The sequence below is a fragment of the Mycobacterium venezuelense genome (genome assembly GCF_054919535.1).
The window spans coordinates 1-290 of record NZ_JBONDW010000087.1; the positions used below are offsets into that span (position 1 = coordinate 1).

1 pseudogene is annotated in these 290 nt (G+C 63.1%); it reads left to right on the forward strand.

Annotated elements, in window-relative coordinates:
• Positions 1–290: pseudogene (locus ACRCUN_RS34310) on the forward strand (long-chain fatty acid--CoA ligase); the annotation flags it as partial.

Here is a 290-nt window from a genome sequence, read left to right on the forward strand (position 1 = left end):
GTGGTGCCGATTGGGGTGGCGGTGCCGGGTGCGGGGTTGTTTGTGTTGGATCGGTGGTTGCGTCGGGTGCCGGTGGGTGTGGTGGGGGAGTTGTATGTGGCTGGGCGTGGGGTGGGTGTGGGGTATGTGGGTCGGGCGGGGTTGACGGCGTCGCGGTTTGTGTCGTGTCCGTTTGGTCTGCCTGGGGATCGGATGTATCGGACTGGGGATGTGGTGCGGTGGGGTGTTGATGGGCAGTTGCAGTATTTGGGTCGGGCTGATGAGCAGGTCAAGATCCGTGGTTATCGCAT